Below are 18,802 nucleotides of genomic sequence, written 5' to 3'. Positions count from 1 at the left end.
ACAATAATTATAAGTAGTTAAAAAAGAATCTATTAATACTTTTATAGACCAAACCATTTATTATGATTTACTTTAACTCCTTATTCATTTATACCGTATTACTTCTTAAAATATTGGAAATATTTGTTTTTTTTATATTTAAATAACTTTCAAAAAGTAAAAAAGTAATCTATTTTCCTAAGAAATTATTCGGCCGTCCTCCATTGTAATTATTCGATCTGTTTTATTGGCGAAATCAGGATCATGGGTAACAATTAATATCGTCTGATTAAACTCTTGTGTCAATGTTTTAAAGATATCAAAAACAACGTCGCCATTTTTTTTGTCCAAATTTCCCGTAGGCTCATCCCCCATTATAATCAAAGGATCGTTTATAAGAGCTCTTGCAATCGCGACGCGCTGCTTCTCCCCACCACTCAACTGATTTGTCTTTTTTGTTGCGTGCTTTTCAATTCCCAATGTTTTCAAATGTCCCATCGCACGGTGTTCTAATTCCTCTTTAGAATATTTACCTAATTTAAACCCAGGAAGCATCACGTTACCTAACACATCATATTCTGACAACAAATAATGAAATTGAAAGACAAAACCTATTTTCTCATTTCGGATTCTTGCCAAATTCTTATCCGGTTGTCCCGTAATTAACTCATCATGGATCAACAATTGTCCCTCATAATCCGTATCCATCGTTGAAAGCAAATACAACAAGGTAGATTTTCCAGAACCAGAACGTCCCTCTATAGAAACAAACTCGCCATGATTAATACTTAAATTGACATCCTTAATTACCTGAAATTTTGCAGGATTATAGAAATACTTTGTTAAACCAATGGTTTCTATTACTTTATTATTTTCCATACCTATTTCCCTCTAATAATTTCTACCGGATCCACTTTACTTGCTTTTAAAGCTGGAAACAAACCTGAAATAATTGTCGTAAAAAGTGCAAAGGTTATTCCGATACTGTAATACACTATATTATAATCAATTGGATACGTTTTAACAGTTGGCAAAGAAGTCGTTTCAAAAGGGATGACATCGATAATCGCCGAAAAAACATAGCCGAAAACCAATCCAAAAATACCTCCTGTCAAACCAATTATTATAGATAGTGAGATAAAAATCCATTTTACATCGTTACCTGAAAAGCCAGTGGCTTTAAGAATAGCAATACTATCCATTTTTTCATAAATCATCATATTCAATATATTGTAAATTCCAAAACCGGCAACAATAAGCAAAACAATTCCAACCGAATAAGATATAATGCTTCGTACTGTACTTCCCGTTTCAAATTGCGAATTAGCAGTTTGATAATCCATTGCATCCAAATTGAAAGCTGTATGAAACTCTTTGGACAGCGGAACAGCCGATTCTTTATCATAAAGATTAATCTGGATATCGGTAATATAGCTTTTGGTCTGCCCTAGCAGTTTTTGGGCTGTAGCCAATGAAGTATAACTCATCACATTGTCAATTTCGGCAATTCCTATTTCAGAAATCCCCACTATTTTTAAGGACGCAAGATTGCCGCTAGAAGTTGATATTTTTATAATATCCCCTTTCGAAAGTAACATTTTGTCAGACAGTCCCTTTCCAATAATAATACTGTTGTTCTGACTTAGATCTGTCACTTTCCCCTCTTTAATGTAATCACTAATCTTAAAAAGGGTATCCTCAGCAATCATATCGATACCATTTACAAAACCTGCAATTTCTATCGTTCCTGAGTTAAATAAAACAGAGGCAGTCACCTTTGGCGCTACATCGATAATACGTTTATCCTGCTTTAAAGTTTTAATAATAGACATGCTATTATATATCGATTTACCTCTGTCTTTTGGTTTTATGGAGCGAATGAAATTCGTGTTCCCTTTATAGTCTCCAGATAAAGATAAAGGCTGATTTTCCGATGGTTTCACTTCATTATACAAAAGGATGTGCGGCGTTCTATTTAGCATTAAACCATCTAGCATTTCATTTAATCCGCTCATAAAACTGACTAAAGCGATAAACATAGCAATACTAAAAGTGACACCCACAGCTGCAACAATAGTTTGTTTAAGTCTAGCTCTAAGTAAATGAAAAGCAATATTTAAAATCAGTTTATAATTCACTATTTTGGTATATAAATGGTTTCATCCTTTTTCAATCCTTCTAAAATCTCCACCTTTTGGTAATCACTCAAACCTATTCTTACTTTCCTTTTCTCATCATTATTTACGATAACATACTCATTATCTAGTAAATAACTTCTAGGAATGGTAATCGTATTTTCTTTTGTCTTAATAATTATATTTGCCTCGGCTGTTAGGTTAGGGTATAGTTTTTTTGGTGCGTGAACGAAATGCGCTTCAATTTTAAATGTGCGTGAACGGGCATCCATAATGGGATATATTTTATCAACAATCGCTTCAAAAACTTCCCCTTTATAACTGTCCATCGTAACTAATGCTTTCTGTCCCAAAACTACACGCACCATATCATTCTCGTCCACTTCGAGTTCCAATACAAACGAATTTGCCTTCCCAATAATCGCAAGTGGAGTCTGCGTGGTAATCAGGGTGCCTTCATCAACCAAAACATCGTACAATCGACCGGCCATAGCACTTTTTATACTAAAATCACTTTGGGTATTTTGACTGTATTTAAGATTGATGCTGTTACGATCTTGGTCGTTCTTCAATTGTACTCTTAGTTGTGCCAATTGCTTTTTAGTTGACTCATAATTTAGCTTAGAACTTTTATAAGCTAATTCGAATCTTTCAAAGTCAACTTCTGAGATCCCTTCAAGAGACCTTATTTTATTATTTCTATTATAAATGGATTCGTCAAGAGTGAGCTTATCCTTTGCCGATTGTACTTTTAGCTCCATCTCTGCGATCTTATCCCTGATGTAGAGACTATTTCCTTGACTAAGCTGATACGCTAATCTGGCATTTTCAGTGTTTAATTCCGCTTTTTCACTTTCAAGTTCAAAAAGCAACTGCCCTTTACTTATGGGTTGTCCCGCAGCAACTTTTATTTTTTGCAAAATACCATTTACGCTGGAGTAAACGGTATATTGATCGTTTGCTTTAATGATTCCGGATGCATAGACACTTTCGGTTACAGAACCAACAGTAGGTTTTATTCCTTCACTGTTTTTCGAACAGGACAATGCTAAAAATAGCACAGCTAATAAAGTACAGTTTGCAAATTTCATCTCAATCGATTTAATAAAAATAAGTAACAAATAAACACTTAAATTTACCGCTTTTTTCTCACATTCATTCTATTAAAAGCTTTTTTAATAGAATAATCTGATTTTTTTTAAAACTAAACGGAGGAAGAAATTATTACAAATATTTATCTAACTTATAATCTTCCATTAAATAACCGTGATCTAATTCTATATCTTCTTTCCCCGCAATTACAAAACCTAGTTTTTGATAGAAGGTTAATGCTTTATTGAACCGATTTACATTCAAGGAAAGAACTTTTGAATGATTCTCTTTGGCATTCTTTATCACGGTATCAATCAACAACCTACCTGCTCCTTTTCCTTGCGCTTCGGGAAGTAAATAAATCTTATGCAAACGAGTTATTTTATCCTCTAAATAATCATGCTGAAAGGACGCAAAACCAAGACAAACAGTCCCTTCATAAGCTAAGATAAAGTGATGCCCATTATTGACTATATTATCCAATAGCACCTCCTCAGAATAAAAGGCTTTTAACATATACTCCAATTGTGCTGCAGAAAGAATTTCGCCATATACATCTGGCCAAGTTTTATAGGCGATATTTTGAATTGTTTTGACATCTTTAGAAGTGGCTTCAGAAATAGTTATCATTTAAATGGATTGTAAAATTTATAATTATGCAAATATAAAAAAATAGTATTTATAAAAACGTTTTTAGATCTGCTCTTACTCTCCTAAAACTACTTTTAAAGATTAAATCTCTTTAGGCATAAAAACATAAAATGTAGTACCAATATTTGGTTCTGATTGAACCGTAATGTATCCGTGGTGATTATCAACTATTTTTTTACAAATAGCTAAACCTAAACCAGTTCCAGAATATTTTGGACTTGTTTCCAAACGTTGAAACAACATGAATATTTTATCGGCATATTCTTGCTTAAATCCTATTCCGTTATCCCTAATTACAATTTTATGATAATCGCTATCTAAAATCAATTTGTCGTTATAAAATTCATCGATACCAATATCCTCGATGTAAATATTAATTTGGGGAGCAATCGTATCTTTACTGTATTTCAATGAATTAGTTATTAAATTTACAAAAAGTTGATCTATTTGAAAAGAGATTCCTTTTATCGTAGGTAAAGATCCGACTTCTATAACTGCTTTTTTATCGTCGATACTAGACGATAAATCGTCAATTACCACATTTACAATATCATTTAAATTTACTTCTTCAAAAACTTTATCGCCCTTTATAGTTCTGGAATAATTAACTAAATCAATTAATAGGGCTTGCATTTTATTAGCCGAAATACCAATTTTTGATAAATATGTTTTTCCTTGTTCTGAAATAGTTTCCTTATCATTATCTCCTATTCTAGAAATAAACATTTGAATCTTATGGAGTGGCTCTTGCAAATCATGGCTTACGATATTATTGAAAGACTCTAATTCTTCATTAATACTTTTTAGCTCTGTATTACTTTCTTCTAATTTTAGTGTTTTTACATACTGCTCTGTAATGTCATGATTTACACCTGTTTTTATCATTTCGCCTTTACTATTCTGAGTAAAGCTTCCTACTGACTTAATGTATTTTATTTCTCCATTAGTCAATACAAAACGAAACGTTAGCGATGTAGGTTCATAGCTAATTAATGAATCCTTATGACTTTGAATCACATTTTCTAAATCGTCTCGATGAATGTATTTATTCAGGTTCTCTAATTTGGGCTCAAAAGCATTTGGTTCCTCTCCTAAAAGACGATAAAAATTATCTGAGAAAGTATATAGTCCTGTTTCTATATTAATTTTCCAGTGACCAAATCCAGCTATTTTTTCAGCATTGGTAAACGATAGATTTAAAAACTTCATTTCGTCATTGGCTTTTTTCAACTCAACGACATCAACATTTGTTTTATTAAAGGATAATAGCAAAATTAATAATGTAAGTATCACCAATAAAAAAGCACTTATAATAGAATCTTCTAATTCAAATTGATGATTAACATTATGAACTTTTATTTTATCTCCCTCAGCATTTATCGTTTTATAGACAAATGTTTTCATAGACTCCGTAAAACTATTGCTCTCCTGAAGCTTTTTATTAAATATAACACTATCAAAATATTTGCTTTTAGATAATAACAAAGTCTCTCTAAACAAATCAAACCTATGATCAATTAACTTATTTAGTCTTTCAATCTCTTTTACTCTATTAGGATTACTTGCTACTAATTCTTTTATTTTTAGTATATTTTGATCAATTTCTCCTCTTCTCAAAAATCTATTTTTAATATAGGACTCGTCTTTTGTAATAATGTAGCCCCTTAGATTACTCTCATACATACTAATTGTTGATAGTATTTTTTCCAGTTCTAATTGGGTTTCAGTTGAATTCGTAATTAAATCCACCGATGAATCAAGACCTCTCATTTGGGTGTAAAAAACCGAAGCTATATAACCGACCACCACAATTGCTATACCTAAAGCAATTTTAAATATTTGAGTGTTTTTATATAATTTTTTCAACTTCATTAGCAATTTTTTTTAGATGCTAAAGAAAAAAGTTTCCTTATTTAATCCTGAAGAATGAAACTGCCAATTTATGTTCACCACTTCTTTTATGACTTTTTTTAACTTAGTGAAATCATTAGGCTTCTTAATATAAATATTAGCTCCTTCAACAAATGTTTCTTCAATATCTTTTTCAGATGAAGAGGTTGAATATATGGCAATTGAAACATCCTTAAATCTAACATCGGCTCTTATACCTTTAAGACACTCAAATCCTGACATGTAAGGCATATTTAAATCCAAAAACAGTATATGTGGCATTATTATATCAGGGTTTGCCAAATAATCCATTAGGTCTTTGCCGTCGTTAAACAAGGTTAACTTGTTATTCATTTTAAGTTCCATCATTGCCTCACTAAAAAAAGTGCGGTCATCTTCATCATCATCTGCTATCAAAATATGCATAGAATCGTTATGTGAAATCATATATATAAGGTATTATTTTTATGTATAATTATTTGGATACCTAAACTGTTAATTCGATAAATTTCTTCTTTTATCAACAATTCTTTTAAATGCTGAAGGCGTTAATCCAGTTACTTTTTTAAACTGACTAGATAAATAAGCCACGCTACTATAATTCAATTTATAAGATACCTCAGTTAAAGTCAATTGATCTTCTAGTATTAATTTCTTTGCTCTTTCAATTTTTTGAATAATAATAAAATTCTCAATAGAAGAATAGGTATTCTCCGTAAAAACATTAGTTATATATCCATAACTTAAATTAAGTTTATCTGATAAATACTGAGAAATGGTAACCGCTGGCAACTTGTCATTCTCATAAATCATTTCTACAATAGTATCTTTTATTCTTTGTATCAGTTGGCTTTTTTCATTATTTACAATATAAATAGCATATCTATTTAAAGAAGCTTGAAGTTCAGCAAAATCGACATCAGATACAGTATTGCTTATTTCAATTTCTCCTAATTCTAAAAGCTTGTGTTTGATATTTAATCTTTCTAATTGTTCTTGTAAAATCACTCTACAAGCCACGATTCCATCATATTTTATATAGAGTCTCATTTGAAAAAATTATAATTATTGAACATTAACGGTTATAAATATATATTAATTTTATCAATCAGAGCAAAAAATAAAGCATCTGTTACTATAAAACTTGGGTTCAAATCCCAAATAATAGTATAATTTTCTGATTTCTATTCTTTTATATCACATCCTAAATAGTACTATAACTAACCCATTTATCCGTGAATCGTTTCGTTTTTGCCATAATTTTCGATAATCGAAGCTTCAAAATCGATCCATTCTCTCCAACGTTTTTCTACATCAATTCCTGTTCCATATTTTCGAGCGTAGGTAATAAATGTGGTATAATGACCCGCTTCACTTTCCATTAAATCCCTGTAAAATAAAGCTAATTCTTCATCCTGAATATTTTCTGACAGCACTTTAAAACGTTCACAACTCCTGGCTTCAATCATAGCCGAAAAAAGCAATCGTTCTACTAAACTAGAAACTCTACTTCCATTGCCGTTCTTTTTCATGTACAAATACAACTCGTTTACATAGTCGTCTTTGCGTTCACGTCCTAATTTCAACCCACGCTTAATGATAATGTTATGAACTTGCTCAAAATGATCAATTTCTTCTTTGGCCAAAGCCAAAAGATCCTTAACCAAATCTTGATGCTCTGAATTATTGGTGATTATAGTAATCGCGTTGGTTGCTGCTTTTTGTTCACACCAAGCATGATCAGTCAAAATTTCTTCGATATTTTTCTCAACAATATTGACCCATCTTGGATCCGTTGGTAATTGCAATCGTAATACACCCATTTTTTTTTGTTTAAAGTTTATAAAAGTTTAAAGTTTGAATTCAAAAAAAAAGTTTAAAGTCTAAAACATGCGATACATTTCCGTAAACACAAACCTTTAAACTTTAAACCTGGAACTTTAAACAAAAGTTTTTTAGAAAACGAAAATAGCTCTTTCGCTCATCATTTCATTCACTTCATTAGCCACTTCTTCAATGATATCTTCGTTTGTATGATTCATCAACACTCTGTCAATCAATTCAACGATAGTTTCCATATCTTCTTCAACTAATCCACGTGTGGTAATAGCTGGAGTTCCAACACGAATACCAGAAGTTACAAATGGAGACTTGTCATCAAATGGGACCATATTTTTATTAACGGTAATTTCTGCTTTTACTAGAGCATTTTCAGCTTCTTTTCCCGAAATTCCTTTATTTCTCAAATCAATCAACATCATGTGGTTGTCTGTACCTCCCGAAATGATATTATATCCTCTTTTCACAAAAGCGTCTGCCATTGCGTTAGCATTTTTTTGCAATTGTAAAGCATAAGTAAAGAATTCATCTTTCAAAGCTTCACCAAAAGCCACTGCTTTTGCAGCAATGATATGCATTAAAGGCCCACCTTGATTTCCAGGAAAAACAGCTAAATCCAATAGGGATGACATCATTCTGATATCTCCTTTTGGAGTTGTTAAACCAAATGGATTAGGAAAATCTTTACCCATCATAATCAAACCTCCGCGCGGTCCGCGTAATGTTTTGTGTGTTGTAGTCGAAACGATATGGCAATGAGGAATTGGGTCATTAAGCAAACCTTTAGCAATCAATCCTGCAGGATGCGAAATATCAGCAAATAAAATAGCGCCTACACTGTCTGCAATTACTCTAAAACGCTCAAAATCCATATCACGAGAATAAGCCGAAGCTCCAGCGATAATCAATTTCGGTTGTTCTTTTGTTGCTATTTCTTGAATTTTGTCATAATCTAAACGTCCTGTTTCTGCATCAACACCATAGAAAACTGGGCTATATAAACGTCCCGAAAAGTTTACTGGTGAACCGTGTGTTAAATGTCCACCATGAGACAAATCAAAACCAAGAATCTTGTCACCAGGTTTAAGGCAAGCAAAGAAAACTGCTGTATTAGCCTGTGAACCAGAATGTGGCTGCACATTAGCATATTCAGCACCAAACAATTCTTTAGCTCTATCAATGGCAATTTGCTCCACAACATCCACTACTTCGCAACCTCCGTAGTATCTTTTTCCTGGATATCCCTCGGCATATTTATTTGTTAGAACAGAACCTGCTGCTTCCATCACTTCATCACTTACAAAATTCTCTGAAGCAATTAATTCTAATCCGTGTATTTGTCTTTCTTGTTCTTCTAGAATAAGGTCAAAAATTTGTTTGTCGCGTTGCATTTCTTTGTTTTTAGTTAATTTGTAGCAAAAATACAAAAAAACGTTTGTGAAACTGTTAGATTATAATATATTTGAAGTATAATTTTCAACAAAACAATTAACATTATATGTCAATAACAGCTAACGATACCAAAAGAAAATCATGGTTAGAAGTACCAGAAAACAGTGATTTCCCCATTCAAAACATTCCGTTCGGAGTATTTCTTACGAAAGAAAATGTAGTGACTGTGGGTACACGAATAGGTGATTCTGCTATAGATTTAGGTGCTTTACAACAGTTAAATTACTTTGAAGGTATAGAATTGACTGACGATATGTTCATGCAAGACACTTTAAATGATTTTATCTCAGATGGTAAAAAAACATGGCGATTAGTACGAAATCGCATTGCCGATATATTTGATGAAAACAATCCTAAATTAAGAGATAGCGATAAACATAAGGATATCGTAATATTCAAAATGGACGAAGTAGAAATGCAATTACCCGTTCTTATCGGAGACTATACTGACTTTTATTCCAGCAAAGAACACGCCACTAATGTAGGAAAAATGTTTCGTGATCCAGAAAATGCTTTATTGCCTAACTGGCTTCACATACCAGTAGGATATCATGGAAGAAGTTCTACTATCATCCCTTCAGGAATTCCGGTTCACAGACCTATTGGCCAAACTTTACCAGCTGGTGAAACTACTCCTGTTTTTGGGCCTTCTCGTTTAATCGATTTTGAACTAGAAACTGCATTTATTACAACAGACGCTAACGTAATGGGGGAAATGATTCCAATTAACGAGGCCGAAGATTATATTTTCGGAATGGTTTTATTGAATGATTGGAGCGCTAGAGACATCCAAAAATGGGAATATGTACCACTTGGACCGTTCTTAGCTAAAAACTTTGCATCATCAATTTCACCTTGGATTGTAACTATGGATGCCTTAGAGCCTTTTAGAGTTCTTAGTCCAAAACAAGATCCGAGTCCGCTACCGTATTTGCAACAAAAAGGAAAACATTCCTTTGATATTCATTTACAAGTGGCACTACAACCAGAAAATGTAGAACCTACTGTGATAAGCAATTCCAATTTTAAACATATGTACTGGACCATGAGTCAACAATTAACACATCATACCTCAAATGGTTGTCGTGTAAATTCTGGAGATATGATGGGATCAGGAACAATTTCTGGACCAACACCAAGGAGCTATGGTTCGATGCTTGAGTTGACTTGGGGAGGAAAAAACCCAATAAAATTGAATGATGGTACAGAACGTAAATTCATAAATGATAACGATACTGTGATCATGAAAGGGTATTGCGAAAATAGCCAAGTTAGAATAGGATTTGGAGAAGTTTCTTCTAAATTATTACCTCCTTTTGTAAGAAAGTAATTTGCTAATAATCATAAAAAAGCCCCATTTGCAGATGCAAATGGGGCTTTTTATTTCTAAGCAACATACCGTGACTAATCACTGAATACTACTATCTTCTTTTACTTATTTCCCTTTTCGAAATCAGCAACAAATTGAGCTAAACCAATATCAGTTAAAGGGTGTTTTAACAATCCGTATATCGCAGAAAGCGGCCCTGTCATAACGTCTGCACCTATTTTAGCACAGTTTACAATATGCATGGTATGACGCACTGAAGCAGCAAGAATTTGAGTCTCATAACCGTAGTTATCATATATCAATCTAATTTCTTCAATCAAAGCCAATCCATCAGTAGAAACATCATCTAAACGACCAATGAATGGAGAAACATAAGTAGCACCAGCTTTGGCAGCTAATAAAGCTTGACCTGCTGAGAATACTAAAGTTACATTGGTTTTAATATCTCTATCAGAAAAATATTTTGCCGCCATAACACCTTCTTTAGTCATAGGTAATTTTACTACGATTTGTTCGTGTAATTCGGCTAATTCTTCCCCTTCTTTAATCATTCCGTCATAGTCAAGCGCATTCACTTCAGCACTTACATCTCCTTCAACAAGATTGCAAATGTCAACGTAATGCTTCAAAATATTGTCTTTTCCAGTAATTCCTTCCTTCGCCATCAATGATGGATTTGTAGTAACTCCGTCCAAAACTCCTAACGCTTGCGCTTCCTTAATTTGAGCTAAATTAGCCGTGTCAATAAAAAATTTCATAATATCTGTTTGTTTAATTATGTGTTTGTCTTTTGGGCGTGCCCCTTCGTAAAAACTTCGGGCCGGGCTTTCCGCTACAATCTTTTATTTTTTTAAAGAAAAAAAATAAAAGGATTTTCGCTATAATCCCTCACGCAAATTTGATACAAAATTACAACTTATAATGGTTCATCAGCATCTTTTCATATACTTTATCAGGAAGAATTCTCTTTAAAACAATCGAAAATTTCTGCATAAAAGCCCCTACTTTATAATGAACATTCGGCTCTTTAGTCTGGATAATTTTATAAACTGCTTCTGCCATTTCATTAGGATTACTACCGCCATCGACATGTTCATCCATCGTTCGCAACGATTCTCCATAAGAGCCCTCATAAGCAGAACCCTTGATAACCGGCGCATGATATCGTCCTGAAGCAATATTAGTAGCAAAATCACCCGGAGCAACATTAGCAATATGAATACCGAAGGACTTTACTTCCATGCGCAATGCTTCAGTTATTAATTCTAAAGCACCCTTAGAAGCAGAGTAAATAGAGCGATAAGGCAATCCCATATATCCGGCAATCGAAGTAACATTAATGATTAAACCTGATTTTTGCGCACGCATTTGTGGCAACACTGCCTTCATTACTTCAATAGGCCCGAAGAAGTTAGTTTCAAAATTATTTTTTATTTCTTCTGTAGGGATTTCTTCTAATGGCCCTGTGATTCCAACACCTGCGTTATTAATTACAATATCTAATCTACCGGAGGCAGCAATGATTTTTGCAACAGCGGTTTGAATCGATTCTGAGTTACGAACATCTAATGCCACTAATGGAAAAATAGTATTGAGCACCCGTTCTGGGTTCCTGCTCGTTCCATATACAACAAATCCTTTTTGATGCAAAAACTCACCAATTGATTTCCCTATTCCGGAGGAACCTCCCGTAATCAAAACTACTTTACTCATGGTTGCTTTTATTGGTTGGGCCAAAAATAAAAAAATCCTCCATAAGGAAGACTACTTTTGTTTAATTTCTGTAAAAAGAATCTGAATTAAATTCAGATTAAAAAAAATGGCAAGCGACCTACATCGCACCGCTCAACCACGTACCCTTGCTATGTTCCCATCCTGGGGGAGTCTGCAGGAGCTGGTCGTGTAGGACTTGCCGGTGCAAATATACAATCTTTTTATATTTTTGCAAGTGCTTTGTGCTGTAAAAATAACATTGTATATTGGTCTATTAAAAATTTTAGCCATGAAAAAATATAACTTCCTATCTTTCATTTTATTAGGAATCGCTTTAGTTAGTTGCAACGATCAAAAAAAAGGAGAGAATACTGTTTTTACTTTTGATATTTCTACTTTTAAGGAACAATATCAGCCACAAGAGGCTATAAATCTAGGTGTTTCTAACCTAAATACTAAAAAAGTAGACAGCGTTATCTACTATGTAAACGATAAAAAAATAGCTTCAAAAAAAGGACTTGATACCTTTAAGTTTGAATTTAAAGACCAAAAACTAGGCTATCAAAATTTAAAGGCATTGGTATACTATGAAGGTCAAAATGCTGAGGCTACCGCAAGAGTAGAATTAGTTTCAAACATACAACCTAAACTTTTAAAATATAAAATAGTTAATAAATATCCTCACGATACGCTTTCTTTCACTGAAGGTTTAGAGTTTTATAAAGACACATTATATGAAAGTACAGGTCAAAAAGAATCATCTTATTTTAGAAAATATGATTACAAAACCGGTAAAGTGTATTATCAACATGATTTAGATAAAAAATATTTTGGAGAAGGAATTACTTTTATCAATGGTAAATTATACCAATTAACTTGGCAAGAAAAAACAGGATTTATCTATAACGCAAACACCTTAAAATTAGAGAAAACCTTTGCTTACGAAAAGGATATCGAAGGTTGGGGAATGACAAACGACGGGAAATACATTTACCAAACTGATAAAACAGAAAAAATTTGGAAAATGGATCCTGAAACTCAAAAAATGATTGATTATGTCAATGTTTATTCTGGAAGTTCAAAAATTAAAGCAATTAATGAATTGGAATGGATTAATGGTAAAATCTATACTAATGTGTGGCAAAAAGATGCCATTGCTGTTGTGAATCCTACTACTGGCTCAGTTGAAGGGATTTTAGACATGTCTGGTTTAAAAAAATTAGTTAAAAATACCAATGCCGATGTTTTGAATGGAATAGCATACAACCCCAAAACCAAAACTATTTTTGTAACAGGAAAATATTGGGATACATTATTTGAAATAACGGTTTCAGAATAACTAAAAAAGAACGATGACCACATTAATTATAAATATAAAGGAACTACTTCAAATTAGAGAAATAGGAGTTGCAAAAATATCTGGTGCTGCTATGGGTATTCTTCCTACCATCAAAAATGCTTATTTGATAATTAAAGATAATCTGATTGATGATTTTGGTTCAATGGACATTTTACCAAAAACTAAAGCTGATCAAACTATCGATGCGACTGGTAAAATAATATTGCCTTCCTGGTGCGATAGTCATACTCACATAGTTTATGCTGGTAATCGCGAACAGGAATTTGTAGATCGCATCAATGGAATGAGCTACGAAGAAATAGCCAACCGTGGTGGCGGAATCTTAAATTCAGCTAAAAATCTCAACGACGCAACCGAAGAAGAAATATACAATCAATCCAAGGTACGTTTAGAAGAAGTCATGCGATTAGGAACTGGAGCAGTCGAAATCAAATCAGGTTACGGTTTAACCATAGACGGAGAGTTAAAAATGCTCCGTGTAATTAAACAGTTAGCACAAAACTACCCCATAACAATAAAAGCTACATTTCTGGGAGCTCATGCTATACCTTTAGCCTATAAAGAAGATAGAAAAGGATATATTGATATGATAATCAATCATATGCTTCCTGAAATTTCTAAAAATAATCTAGCACAGTTCATTGATGTGTTTTGTGAAACTGGTTATTTTACTGTTGAAGAAACAGAAGAAATTATGAATGCCGGAATACACTTTGGCTTAAAGCCAAAAATTCATGTAAACCAGTTCAATTCAATTGGTGGGATTCAAGCAGGGATAAAACACAATGCGTTGTCTGTGGATCATCTTGAAGTAATGACGCCGGAAGATATTGAAGCTTTAAAAAATACAAATACCATGCCTGTAGCCTTACCTTCGTGTTCTTATTTTTTGAGTATCCCGTACACACCCGCACGCGCAATGATTGCAGCTGGACTTCCGCTAGCACTAGCTACAGATTACAATCCTGGTTCTACTCCATCCGGAAACATGAACTTTGTTGTAGCTACCGCCTGTATAAAAATGAAAATGACTCCCGAGGAAGCAATTAATGCCGCCACTATCAATGGAGCGTATGCAATGGGAATTTCGGATACTCATGGAAGTATAACAATCGGTAAAAAAGCTAATTTTATTATTACGAAGCCTATCCCGTCTTATTATCAATTGCCCTATGCCTTTGGCAGCAATTTAATAGACCGCATATTTCTTGAAGGAAAAATTATTACATAAAAAAAGAGGAGCCATTAAGCTCCTCTTCATTTTTATACAAACTATATACTACTTCAAAGTAAAACTAGTTTTTGATACCATCTCTCCTTTGTCAAAAACATTTACAAAGTAAGTTCCTTGAGCAAAATCTTTTCCAGGCAAAACTTCTGATACTTGAACTGTTTTGTTTTCGTATTTTACATTAGTTGCAAAACTGTATGTTAAATCTTTATCACCAAAACTCACAGTCTTCTTTTCTCCTAAAACATTATTTTTACTATCGATTACCTGTACATAATAGGTTTTATCACCTGAATTTGCAATTTGGTTTTCTGCAATAGTAAAGCTAATTTTTAGCGCATCTGCTCTACTGGCTTTATCCGTTTCGATTTGTTTACCAGAACTTCTCATTTTATACGCTAGAGCTTTTATGTTCAAAACAGTTAATTTCGAACCTTTTTCTACCACTTTCGCTAATTCTTCATTTTGTCCAACTAAAACCTCATTGTATTTTTTAGACTCTCCTAAAACAACTACAGTACTATCACGTTGTGAAGTCACCATTTTATTTTCCGTTTTCAAACCTTCATTTTCAGCCATTAAAGCCTTCATGTTGTTTTGTAGCGCATTAAATTGGCTTTTATATTTAGCCATAGAAGCTACATCCCCTTTAGATTTATTCAAATCAGCCATTAAACCCACGACTTTATCTCTTTCTAGAATTAACTCATCAGACATTGAGGTGTTTTCAGAAATTGCTGTGTCATAAGTAGCTTTTAATTCTTGTAAATCTTTCATAACTGTTTCTTTTTCAGTCATTGTACTTTTCAATTCTGTTTTTACTGTTTTTACATCAGAAGTAACTTTAAAGATATAAACTAAGCTACCTACTAATAAAACCGCTAATACAGCAATAACTGCTTTCAGACTTGAACTACTTTTTTGATTTTCCATTTTTAAAATATTTTTTTTCAAATTTAACAATATATATTCAAGTTATAACGTATGTTAACACAATTATATTATTTTTGGAAAAAATATTTTTCTTTTTATGGAAAAGCTTCTGCCTTTTACAATGAATGACCTTGCTAAAATCACCAACCATAGAAGTGGTGAAATAAAATTTGGCGAAAAAATGATCACCGTACCAAAAGGAGTAGATACGCTTACTTTTTTAAAAACGTGTGAGGCTAAGTATGTGCTATTCGGAATCCCTGAAGATATAGGTGTAAGAGCAAATTTCGGAAGACCAGGGACGGCTTCGGCATGGGATAGCGCTATTAGAAGTATTGCTAACATTCAGCACAATCGTTTTTGTAAAGGGAGCCAGATAATTGTCTTGGGGCAAGTGAATGTTTCCGCCGAAATGAAAGAAGTCGAAAATCTAGATTTCCATGATATTGATGATCGTTCCAAATTAAGTCAATTAGTTGAAAAAATAGACAAAGATGTTTCTCATATTGTCTTCAATATTATCAAATCTGGCAAAACCCCAATAATAATTGGCGGAGGACACAATAATTCCTACGGTAATATAAAAGGTACCGCTCTTGCAAAAGGAAAGCCAGTAAATGCAGTTAATTTTGATGCTCATTCTGATTTTAGAATCCTAGAAGGACGTCATAGCGGTAATGGTTTTTCATATGCATACGAAGAAGGTTTTCTTAAAAAATATTTTATTTTTGGATTACATGAAAACTACACCTCCAAAAGTGTTTTAGATCTAATCAAAAAAACAGAGGATCGCGTACGTTACAATACCTATGACAGCCTGGCAATTCGAAAAGAAAAAGAATTTAATCAAGAAATGATTAGTGCTCTTGAATTTATAAAAACTGATTATTACGGAATTGAAATTGATTTAGATGCCATTCCAAATATTGCGAGCAGTGCAATGACTTTGAGTGGTTTTTCAGTGGAAGAACTCAGACAGTTTATTTCCTTTTTCGGAAAAAATAAAAATGCCTCTTACATACACATATGTGAAGGTGCGCCAGACTTAGGTGAAGAAAAAAACAATCATTTGATAGGTAAACTAATAGGCTACTTTGTAACTGATTTTATAAAAGCGAATAATAGTATAGTCTAAATAGCCACTTAAACTCATCCAATACAAGAATGAAACTCCTTGAACAGTAGTAATAAATAAGCATCAAAAATAATAATACTATCTTTGCCACACTATCCTCGTACTTAATACAGGATATTAAATTTCAAAAATATGTTATTCGAAGATTTATCACTTTCCAAAAGTATACAAAGAGCCGTATATGAACAAGGCTATACTAACCCCACTCCCATTCAAGAACAGTCAATTCCGCTAGTATTAGCCGGAAAGGATTTAATAGGTTGTGCACAAACCGGAACCGGAAAAACAGGAGCATTTGCCATCCCAATTATACACCAATTACATCGCATTGTAGGCTCATCAAAGAAGGCCAAACAAATTCGTGCATTAGTAGTAACTCCTACACGAGAACTAGCAGTACAAATTGGTCAAAGTTTTGACACCTATGCTAAATATACGAACTTAACACAACTGACTATTTTTGGTGGTGTTTCACAAAACCCGCAGGTTGACGCCTTAAAAAATGGTGTTGATATTTTAATAGCAACTCCGGGAAGATTACTTGATTTACACAAACAAGGCTTCATTGACCTTGATCATTTACATGCGTTGGTACTTGATGAAGCAGATCAAATGCTCGATATGGGATTTGTAAACGATGTGAAAAAAATAGTTAAACTGACTCCTAAAAATAGACAAACACTATTTTTCTCTGCAACAATGCCAATTGCAATTCGAGAACTGGCTGAAATCTTTTTAACAAACCCAGAGACGGTAACCGTTTCCCCAGTTTCATCTACTGCTGAAAATGTGGAACAAAACGTCTATTTTGTTGAAAAGACAGAAAAAAGAAACTTATTATATCATTTAATTAAGAATCAAGATTTGTCTGACGTTTTAGTTTTCTCAAGAACGAAGCATGGTGCAGATAATGTGGTAAAAGCATTACGTAAAAACGGAATTGCAGCTGAAGCAATACATGGAGACAAATCTCAAAATGCGAGACAACGTGTGTTAGAAGCTTTTAAAAACAAAGAAGTAGGCGTTCTAGTAGCAACTGATATTGCGGCTCGTGGAATTGATATTGATCAATTGCCCTATGTAATTAATTTTGATTTGCCAAATATTCCTGAAACATACGTTCACCGAATAGGAAGAACAGGACGCGCTGGAAATGGTGGTATTGCTATTTCATTTTGTAGTAAAGATGAGCATGGCTATTGGAAAGACATCCAAAAATTAATTAAAGTAGATGTAAAAATCGTAAGTGATCACCCGTACCCATGGCACTCTGGAAATCCTGAAACAGCTCCTGGAGGATCTACAAAACCAAAAAATTCAAACAGAAGTGGTGCTGCTCATAAATCAAGAAAGTCAGATGCTTCAAAACAAAATAAAAAACGCTGGTATTAAATAAATTTATTATTACCAATCAACTATAACAAATACCTTTTTCCAACATGGAGAAAGGTATTTTTTTATTACGTAACTACTTGTTTATTAGTTAATTAAATGTTATTGTTGTTGTCAAAATTTAAGTACACTCTTTTATTTTATAATTTTAATAGTAATTAATAATCATTTAAAACTAACCAATTATGGAAGCATTAGTAAAAAGAAACGGATTTACTCCGTTAGTAAGCACTGGTTTTTTACCAACAACGAATACATTTTTTGATGATTTTTTATCCAGAGATCTTATGGAAATGACTGGCCCAAATTTTGCAACATTAGGAACCAATTTACCATCTGTTAATCTAAAAGAAACAGATAAAAAAATTGAAATCGAATTAGCAGCTCCAGGTCTAAAAAAAGAAGATTTTAAAATCGAAATAGATAACAACATGCTAACTATTTCTTCAGAAAAAGAAGAAGAGAAAGAAGAGACAAGTAAAAAAGAGAATTACTATCGAAAAGAGTTTAGCTATCAATCCTTTTCTAGATCTTTTAATCTTCCGGATTATACTGATGAAAACCACATTAATGCCAATTACAAAGATGGCATACTGCATGTTGATATAGCCAAAAAAGAAGGAGGCAAGAAAAAAACAGCAAAGACTATTGCCATTAAATAAACAGGAGT

Annotated in this window: 18 protein-coding genes and 1 other RNA gene; 6 read left to right on the top strand and 13 right to left on the bottom strand. The window is 33.1% G+C overall.

The genetic code is table 11. The annotated features are described in order from the left end of the window. Nucleotides 1-177: 177 nt before the first annotated feature. The 9 genes from AC4PRO_RS05210 to glyA form a co-directional block, all read right to left on the bottom strand. The gene (locus AC4PRO_RS05210) at nucleotides 178-858 is read right to left on the bottom strand and encodes an ABC transporter ATP-binding protein (RefSeq protein ID WP_074722343.1); all 681 of its coding nucleotides are present in this window, start codon (nucleotides 856-858) and stop codon (nucleotides 178-180) included. Between the two features lie 2 nt (nucleotides 859-860). Next, entirely contained in the window at nucleotides 861-2,117 is a 1,257-nt protein-coding gene (locus AC4PRO_RS05205; protein WP_492116564.1) for an ABC transporter permease, read from the bottom strand. Continuing rightward, nucleotides 2,117-3,205 carry an efflux RND transporter periplasmic adaptor subunit gene (locus AC4PRO_RS05200; protein ID WP_492116563.1) on the bottom strand — a complete coding sequence of 363 codons (1,089 nt, stop codon included), beginning with the start codon at nucleotides 3,203-3,205 and terminating at the stop codon, nucleotides 2,117-2,119. The genes AC4PRO_RS05205 and AC4PRO_RS05200 overlap by 1 nt, the downstream gene beginning before the upstream one ends. Nucleotides 3,206-3,338: 133 nt before the next feature. Next, entirely contained in the window at nucleotides 3,339-3,836 is a 498-nt protein-coding gene (locus tag AC4PRO_RS05195; RefSeq protein WP_074722349.1) for a GNAT family N-acetyltransferase, read from the bottom strand. 102 nt (nucleotides 3,837-3,938) lie between these two features. Beyond that, complete coding sequence (locus tag AC4PRO_RS05190; RefSeq protein WP_492116562.1) at nucleotides 3,939-5,729, bottom strand: ATP-binding protein; 1,791 nt, start codon at nucleotides 5,727-5,729, stop codon at nucleotides 3,939-3,941. 12 nt (nucleotides 5,730-5,741) lie between these two features. Next, on the bottom strand, nucleotides 5,742-6,194 hold the full coding sequence (locus AC4PRO_RS05185; RefSeq protein ID WP_245744895.1) for a response regulator: 453 nt from the start codon (nucleotides 6,192-6,194) through the stop codon (nucleotides 5,742-5,744). Between the two features lie 48 nt (nucleotides 6,195-6,242). After that, nucleotides 6,243-6,797, bottom strand: coding sequence for a helix-turn-helix domain-containing protein (locus AC4PRO_RS05180; RefSeq protein WP_074722353.1), 555 nt, complete (start codon nucleotides 6,795-6,797; stop codon nucleotides 6,243-6,245). A gap of 179 nt (nucleotides 6,798-6,976) precedes the next feature. Next, a complete protein-coding gene (locus AC4PRO_RS05175; RefSeq protein WP_492116561.1) occupies nucleotides 6,977-7,570 on the bottom strand; it encodes a MiaE family protein in 594 nt (197 codons plus the stop codon). Nucleotides 7,571-7,702: 132 nt separating this feature from the next. Then, the gene (glyA, locus tag AC4PRO_RS05170; RefSeq protein ID WP_074722357.1) at nucleotides 7,703-8,977 is read right to left on the bottom strand and encodes a serine hydroxymethyltransferase; all 1,275 of its coding nucleotides are present in this window, start codon (nucleotides 8,975-8,977) and stop codon (nucleotides 7,703-7,705) included. 107 nt (nucleotides 8,978-9,084) lie between these two features. Between glyA and fahA the strand changes: the two genes are divergently transcribed. Next, a complete protein-coding gene (fahA, locus tag AC4PRO_RS05165; protein WP_492116560.1) occupies nucleotides 9,085-10,368 on the top strand; it encodes a fumarylacetoacetase in 1,284 nt (427 codons plus the stop codon). 101 nt (nucleotides 10,369-10,469) lie between these two features. Here fahA and fsa read toward each other — a convergent pair whose 3' ends face one another. The 3 genes from fsa to ffs form a co-directional block, all read right to left on the bottom strand. Beyond that, a complete protein-coding gene (gene fsa / locus AC4PRO_RS05160; RefSeq protein ID WP_492116559.1) occupies nucleotides 10,470-11,126 on the bottom strand; it encodes a fructose-6-phosphate aldolase in 657 nt (218 codons plus the stop codon). Nucleotides 11,127-11,277: 151 nt separating this feature from the next. Next, nucleotides 11,278-12,081 (bottom strand): SDR family oxidoreductase, encoded by an 804-nt coding sequence (locus AC4PRO_RS05155; RefSeq protein WP_492116558.1) that lies wholly within the window; start codon nucleotides 12,079-12,081, stop codon nucleotides 11,278-11,280. A gap of 104 nt (nucleotides 12,082-12,185) precedes the next feature. Further along, nucleotides 12,186-12,283, bottom strand: an RNA gene (gene ffs, locus AC4PRO_RS05150) — signal recognition particle sRNA small type. Between the two features lie 87 nt (nucleotides 12,284-12,370). Here ffs and AC4PRO_RS05145 point away from each other — a divergent pair. Further along, entirely contained in the window at nucleotides 12,371-13,420 is a 1,050-nt protein-coding gene (locus AC4PRO_RS05145) for a glutaminyl-peptide cyclotransferase (protein WP_492116557.1), read from the top strand. Between the two features lie 13 nt (nucleotides 13,421-13,433). Next, on the top strand, nucleotides 13,434-14,672 hold the full coding sequence (hutI, locus tag AC4PRO_RS05140; protein WP_492116556.1) for an imidazolonepropionase: 1,239 nt from the start codon (nucleotides 13,434-13,436) through the stop codon (nucleotides 14,670-14,672). Nucleotides 14,673-14,720: 48 nt separating this feature from the next. Here the strand turns inward: hutI and AC4PRO_RS05135 are convergent, their stop codons facing one another. Next, nucleotides 14,721-15,605 carry a DUF8428 domain-containing protein gene (locus AC4PRO_RS05135; protein WP_492116555.1) on the bottom strand — a complete coding sequence of 295 codons (885 nt, stop codon included), beginning with the start codon at nucleotides 15,603-15,605 and terminating at the stop codon, nucleotides 14,721-14,723. A gap of 97 nt (nucleotides 15,606-15,702) precedes the next feature. Between AC4PRO_RS05135 and AC4PRO_RS05130 the strand changes: the two genes are divergently transcribed. The 3 genes from AC4PRO_RS05130 (at nucleotide 15,703) to AC4PRO_RS05120 (ending at nucleotide 18,794) form a co-directional block, all read left to right on the top strand. Continuing rightward, nucleotides 15,703-16,740: a formimidoylglutamase gene (locus AC4PRO_RS05130; RefSeq protein ID WP_074722369.1), complete on the top strand. Its 1,038-nt coding sequence runs from the start codon at nucleotides 15,703-15,705 to the stop codon at nucleotides 16,738-16,740. 132 nt (nucleotides 16,741-16,872) lie between these two features. Beyond that, nucleotides 16,873-18,132, top strand: a complete 1,260-nt coding sequence (locus tag AC4PRO_RS05125; protein WP_074722371.1) for a DEAD/DEAH box helicase — start codon at nucleotides 16,873-16,875, stop codon at nucleotides 18,130-18,132. A gap of 185 nt (nucleotides 18,133-18,317) precedes the next feature. Further along, nucleotides 18,318-18,794 (top strand): Hsp20/alpha crystallin family protein, encoded by a 477-nt coding sequence (locus AC4PRO_RS05120; RefSeq protein ID WP_074722373.1) that lies wholly within the window; start codon nucleotides 18,318-18,320, stop codon nucleotides 18,792-18,794. The last annotated feature ends 8 nt before the right edge of the window (nucleotides 18,795-18,802 follow it).

The sequence above is a fragment of the Flavobacterium sp. DW-iso2 genome (assembly GCF_058725285.1).
The sequence above is the reverse complement of the archived record's forward strand: the minus strand, read 5'-3'. Positions and strand labels throughout refer to the sequence as shown.